We start from the raw sequence: 3,988 nt of genomic DNA on the forward strand, positions 1-3,988 counted from the left end.
GGTTGATGATGGCCGCGGCCAGCAGGATGATCTGCATGAAGTCCTGGTACTGGCGCACGAACGCCTGGAGGGCCGACTCCTTCTTGGCCCCGGTGAGCCGGTTCGGGCCATGCGAGGCGAGCCGGCTGGCCGCCTCGGCCCCGCTCAGGCCCCGCTCCGGCGCGACCCCGAGCTCAGCGGCCACCGCCGACGCCTCGGACCCATGCCAACCAGGGCGGACGTCTTTGCTGGCTCGTAGCTCCTGGCTCGCAGTCACGGTCAGTCCTCCGGTTCCGGCATCGGGACGCACGGGTTGATGGTGGCCTTGCTCCCGATGGCCTGCCTCATCTGTTCCTGGTGAGTTCCCGCCCCGAAGTTCATCCGGAGGAGATGGTGACGGCGTGGCCGCCGTGGCCGACGCTGGTGTCCATGGGGGTGTTGCTCATGGGTGAGGTCCGGTATGCCGTGCGGGTACGGGGTCACCGCGGCGACGCGGTGCAGGTGGCGCTGCGGGAGGGGCTGGAGGTGGCCACCGACCCGGTGCGGACGGTGCTGCGGGGCCGCCTGCCCGACCAGGCGGCGCTGCTCGGCATTCTGGCCACGGCCCGGCTGCTGGGCCTGGAGCTGCTCGAGGTCAGGCGGCTGCCTCAAGGGGGCAGCCGATGACTGGGGTCGGCGTCCTCCTCCGGCTGCCCGGTTCCCGGTAGACGGCGGAGCTCGACGACCTCGAGGCCGAGGGACTGCAGCCTGGTCAGCAGCTCATGGAGGGCGTCCTGATCGGGGATCGGCCCGTACAGGATCGTCTCGACGGGTTCGGTCGTGGCGGTCAGCCCGTCGAATGCCAGCAGCACCGACTCGCCGACGCGGCCCTTGATCCGGATCTCGTAGTTGGCTGCCACGCGCGTCCCCTCTGCTCGCCGACGGGTCCACGATCCCGTCGCGGCCAGATGGGGTCATCACCCGGACCGGATGATCTTCGCCACCGCCCTGGGACGGCGGCCCGGCGGTCACAGGAGCCGGAGCTCGCGCGCGCTGCGCACCGCGGGCCGGCGCCCGTTGACGCCGAGCTTCCGGAAGACGCTGTACACGTGGCTCTTCACGGTGTTGGGGGAGAGGTACAGGTCCGCGGCGATCTCTTCGTAGGTCATCGAGCTGGGCAGGTAGCGCAGCACGACCCGCTCCTGCCTGGTCAGCTGCCCGACCAGCGCCGGGGGCGAGCCTTCGGCGTGGATCGACTCGACCGAGGCCTGCAGCAGCTCGTCGAGGTAGTGCCCGGAGGTGGCGAGGCGGTGGCGGTAGCGGGCCAGCAGCAACCGGCCCGGCGCCCCGGCGTCGAGCAGGGTCCGCCGGAACCCCTCGGCCTCCGCCAGCGAGAGCGCCCGCTGCAGGGAGGCCGCCGCCCGGTCCTGGTCGCCGAGCGCGTCGCCGGCGAACGCGTCCAGCAGCCACGCCTCGACCGGTGCCGCCAGGCCGCCGGGCGCCGTGCCGTCCAGGCAGGGCGCAAGGGTCGCGCCGGCGGCGGCCGGATCGCCCTCGGCCAGCTGCAGGCGGGCCAGCACGACGGCCTCGGCGGCCCCCAGCGGCCCGCCCTGGTCGCGGCCGTCGAGCAGGGCGGGCACCGACCCGGGTTGCCCGGCCGCGCCGTGGAGCTCCGCCTCCGTCAGGGCCAGCCAGCCCCGCAGATGGGCCGGCGGCGTCCAGCCCGTCGCGTCCCCGCGGGCCGCCGCCATCGTGGCCAGCGAGCCGGCCAGGTCGCCCCGGACCTGCTGCAGCCGCGCCTGGAGGATCGCGATCCCGAGCGCCACCGGCCGCTCGGGGTGGGGCCGGGAGGCGGCGGCCGCCCGCTCCAGGTCGTGGCCCGCCTCGATCAGGTCGTCCCGGTGGAAGTGCGCCCACGCCAGGGCCAGGTGGCCACCGGCAGCCTGCGCCGACGACGACCAGCCACGCTGGGTGGCCAGCTCGACCGCCTCGCCGGCGAGCCGGACCGCCTGCCCGAGGCTCCCGCGCATGGCGTGGAGCACGGCAAGCTGGCTCATGCAGCCGAGCTGCAGGGCGCCGAGCCCGGCCCGGAGGGCGGCGTGCTGGCCCTGGCGCAGGTGGATCTCGGCCGCGTCCAGCCTGCCGGACCACAGCTCCGCCGAGCCCAGGTTGGACAGCAGGAGTGCCCGCGTGTCGTCGTCCGCCCCACCCGCCCCGGCAGGCGACGCCAGCGCCTCGTGGCCGGCGGCCAGCGCCTCGTCGAGGTCGCCCGTCTGCCACGCCAGCGCGGTCCTGCAGGTCGCCAGCAGCCACGCGAACCGGCCTCGTCGACCCTCCGGCAGCGGCTCCTCCTGGGCCTTCAGCTGGGCGAGCCGGAGGTGCGCGGCGGCCGTCTCAGGGTCGCCGCGGACGATCCCGTCGGCGGAGACCAGCAGCGCGAGCTCCGGATCGGCCTGGGCCACGTCGGCCGGAAACCGCCCCAGCAGCTCGTCGAGGGCCCCGGCGGCACCGTGCAGGACGAGGTGCAGCCCGTGCTCGGCGATGAGGTCGGCGGCGTAGCGCCACTCCCCGGCCAGCAGCGCCTGCCGGATGGCGTCGGCCGCCAGCCCGTTGGCGGCGTACCAGCGGGCGGCGCGCCGGTGCAGCCCGGCCACCTGGTCCGGCGCCTGCCGCCGCAGCTCGCACCGCAGCAGCCCGGCGAACAGCTGGTGGTAGCGGTAGGTGCCGCGCCGCGGCCCCAGCGCGGCTACGAAGGCGTTCGCCCGCTCCAGGCGGGCCAGGGTCCACTCGCCGTCGTGGCCGCCGGTGAGGGCGTCGGCCAGGTCGCCGTTCAGCTCCTCCACGATGCAGGTCTGGAGCAGGAAGCTGCGCAGCTCCTCCGGCTGCCGGTCGAGCACCTCCCCGACCAGGTAGTCGGCGACGGTCCGGTCATCGCCGGCGAACTCGGCCACGAAGCGGTGCGGGTCCGGCTGACCCTGCAGTGACAGCGCGGCCAGCCGCAACCCCACCGCCCATCCTTCCGTGCGTGCCTGCAGCAGCGCCGCATCCTCCTCGGCCAGCCTCGGCTGGAACTCGTACTCGGCCAGCAGGTCGGCCACCTCGGCCACCGTGAAGACCAGGTCGGCCGAGCGCACCTGGCTCAGCTGCCCGCTGACCAGCAGCCGGTGCAGCGGCAGAGGAGGGTCGAGCCGGGTGGACAGGACCAGCCGCAGCTGCTCCGGGGCGTGACGCAGCAGGAACTCCAGCCCCTGGAACACGGTGGGGTCGGAGATGTCCTGGACGTCGTCGAGGACCAGCACCACCGGGGCGGGCAGTTCGGCAAGGCCGCTGACCAGCAGCGACAGGAAGGTCTCGTCGAGTCCGGGTCGCGGCGCCAGCGATCGCAGCGTGCTGCCGGCCGGGACGGCGCCGGACCGGCGCAACGCCGCCTGCAGGTACGCCCAGAAGCGGGCAGGCTCGTCGTCGCCGGGGTCCAGCGACAGCCAGGCCACCGGACCGGGAGGCTGGCCGGCCGCGATCCAGGAGGTCAGCAGCGTCGTCTTGCCCGCACCGGCCGGGCCCGAGACCACGGTCAGCAGCTGGCGGGTCCCGGCATCGAGCAGCCCGAGCAGCCGGGGCCGGGACACCAGACGCACCGGTGGGCGTGGCGGCGCGAGCTTGGTGGCGAGCAGCGGCAGCCCGGTCTCGCCGGCGTTGCGCCCATCGGGCGACCGCAGCCGGCTCCCTCGCGCGCGCCCTCTCCCGCCGGCCGGACCGGCCGGCAGGCCGGCGAGCGCGGCGGGCTGCGGCGCGCCCATCGCCTACCTCCTCGCTTCGTTGACGCTGACCAGCTCCAGGCCGAGATCGCCGATCCGGTCGAGCAGGCCGTGGAGGTGCGCCTGGTCGACCACCGGACCGGTGATCACGGTCTGGCCGTCCTCGGCCAGCAGGCTCATGCCCTCGAACGCCGCCGAGTAGCGCTGGCTCAGCTCCCCGCGAACGACGATCCGGTAGCGCATCGGTCGCCGCCTGGGAGGACGGCACGGGTTGG

Annotated in this window: 5 protein-coding genes; 1 reads left to right on the top strand and 4 read right to left on the bottom strand. The window is 74.9% G+C overall.

All coding sequences use genetic code 11. The features are described 5' to 3' along the window. A partial coding sequence (locus VF468_15125) for a cation-transporting P-type ATPase (GenBank protein HEX5879625.1) occupies positions 1-184 on the bottom strand: 184 nt, incomplete at its 3' end. 224 nt (positions 185-408) lie between these two features. On the opposite strand from VF468_15125, the gene VF468_15130 reads away from it, so the two are divergent. After that, positions 409-645, top strand: a complete 237-nt coding sequence (locus tag VF468_15130; protein ID HEX5879626.1) for a hypothetical protein — start codon at positions 409-411, stop codon at positions 643-645. Here VF468_15130 and VF468_15135 read toward each other — a convergent pair. The 3 genes from VF468_15135 to VF468_15145 all read right to left on the bottom strand — a co-directional run. Next, on the bottom strand, positions 627-878 hold the full coding sequence (locus VF468_15135) for a hypothetical protein (GenBank protein HEX5879627.1): 252 nt from the start codon (positions 876-878) through the stop codon (positions 627-629). The genes VF468_15130 and VF468_15135 overlap by 19 nt on opposite strands. 108 nt (positions 879-986) lie before the next feature. Then, positions 987-3,755: a LuxR C-terminal-related transcriptional regulator gene (locus VF468_15140; GenBank protein HEX5879628.1), complete on the bottom strand. Its 2,769-nt coding sequence runs from the start codon at positions 3,753-3,755 to the stop codon at positions 987-989. Positions 3,756-3,758: 3 nt separating this feature from the next. Continuing rightward, a partial coding sequence (locus VF468_15145) for a hypothetical protein (protein HEX5879629.1) occupies positions 3,759-3,988 on the bottom strand: 230 nt, incomplete at its 5' end.

The sequence above is a fragment of the Actinomycetota bacterium genome (genome assembly GCA_036280995.1).
Lineage (GTDB): Bacteria > Actinomycetota > CALGFH01 > CALGFH01 > CALGFH01 > CALGFH01.

Bases quoted from the DNA above. Each gene is read 5' to 3' on its own strand.
- VF468_15140 (HEX5879628.1), bottom strand. From the start codon at position 3,755: ATGGGCGCGCCGCAGCCCGCCGCGCTCGCCGGCCTGCCGGCCGGTCCG.
- VF468_15130 (HEX5879626.1), top strand. From the start codon at position 409: ATGGGGGTGTTGCTCATGGGTGAGGTCCGGTATGCCGTGCGGGTACGG.